The sequence below is a fragment of the Moritella sp. JT01 genome (genome assembly GCF_001574435.1).
Lineage (GTDB): Bacteria > Pseudomonadota > Gammaproteobacteria > Enterobacterales > Moritellaceae > Moritella.
Window position 1 is genome coordinate 1 of sequence record NZ_LOCN01000020.1, and the last position, 1,571, is coordinate 1,571.

The 1,571-nt window shown below is 52.0% G+C and carries 1 rRNA gene; it reads left to right on the top strand.

Annotation, left to right across the window (positions count from 1 at the left end):
- The first annotated feature begins 13 nt into the window (after positions 1–13).
- Positions 14–1,558, top strand: a 16S ribosomal RNA gene (locus AKG98_RS16255).
- Positions 1,559–1,571 lie beyond the last annotated feature (13 nt).

Here is a 1,571-nt window from a genome sequence, read left to right on the forward strand (position 1 = left end):
AGTCAAAAACTTTTAATTGAAGAGTTTGATCATGGCTCAGATTGAACGCTGGCGGTAGGCTTAACACATGCAAGTCGAGCGGAAACGAAGAATAGCTTGCTATTCTGGCGTCGAGCGGCGGACGGGTGAGTAATGCTTGGGAATCTGCCTAGTCGAGGGGGACAACAGTTGGAAACGACTGCTAATACCGCATACGACCTACGGGTGAAAGGGGGCCTCTTCTTGAAAGCTCTCGCGACTAGATGAGCCCAAGTGGGATTAGCTTGTTGGTGAGGTAAGAGCTCACCAAGGCGACGATCCCTAGCTGGTCTGAGAGGATGATCAGCCACACTGGAACTGAGACACGGTCCAGACTCCTACGGGAGGCAGCAGTGGGGAATATTGCACAATGGAGGAAACTCTGATGCAGCCATACCGCGTGTATGAAGAAGGCCTTAGGGTTGTAAAGTACTTTCAGCGAGGAGGAAAGGTAGTAGATTAATACTCTGCTACTGTGACGTTACTCGCAGAAGAAGCACCGGCTAACTCCGTGCCAGCAGCCGCGGTAATACGGAGGGTGCAAGCGTTAATCGGAATTACTGGGCGTAAAGCGCATGCAGGCGGTTTGTTAAGCGAGATGTGAAAGCCCCGGGCTCAACCTGGGAACTGCATTTCGAACTGGCAAACTAGAGTTCTTGAGAGGGTGGTAGAATTTCAGGTGTAGCGGTGAAATGCGTAGAGATCTGAAGGAATACCAGTGGCGAAGGCGGCCACCTGGCAAGTAACTGACGCTCAGATGCGAAAGCGTGGGTAGCAAACGGGATTAGATACCCCGGTAGTCCACGCCGTAAACGATGTCTACTCGGAGTTTGGTTCCTTGAGAACTGGGCTCTTAAGCTAACGCATTAAGTAGACCGCCTGGGGAGTACGGCCGCAAGGTTAAAACTCAAATGAATTGACGGGGGCCCGCACAAGCGGTGGAGCATGTGGTTTAATTCGATGCAACGCGAAGAACCTTACCTACTCTTGACATCCATAGAACTTTTCAGAGATGAATTGGTGCCTTCGGGAACTATGAGACAGGTGCTGCATGGCTGTCGTCAGCTCGTGTTGTGAAATGTTGGGTTAAGTCCCGCAACGAGCGCAACCCTTATCCTTATTTGCCAGCACGTAATGGTGGGAACTCTAAGGAGACTGCCGGTGATAAACCGGAGGAAGGTGGGGACGACGTCAAGTCATCATGGCCCTTACGAGTAGGGCTACACACGTGCTACAATGGCGCATACAAAGGGCTGCAAACCAGCAATGGTAAGCGAATCCCATAAAGTGCGTCGTAGTCCGGATTGGGGTCTGCAACTCGACCCCATGAAGTCGGAATCGCTAGTAATCGTGAATCAGAATGTCACGGTGAATACGTTCCCGGGCCTTGTACACACCGCCCGTCACACCATGGGAGTGGGCTGCACCAGAAGTCATTAGCTTAACCTTCGGGAGGGCGATGACCACGGTGTGGTTCATGACTGGGGTGAAGTCGTAACAAGGTAGCCCTAGGGGAACCTGGGGCTGGATCACCTCCTTACGTAAAGTTGTTA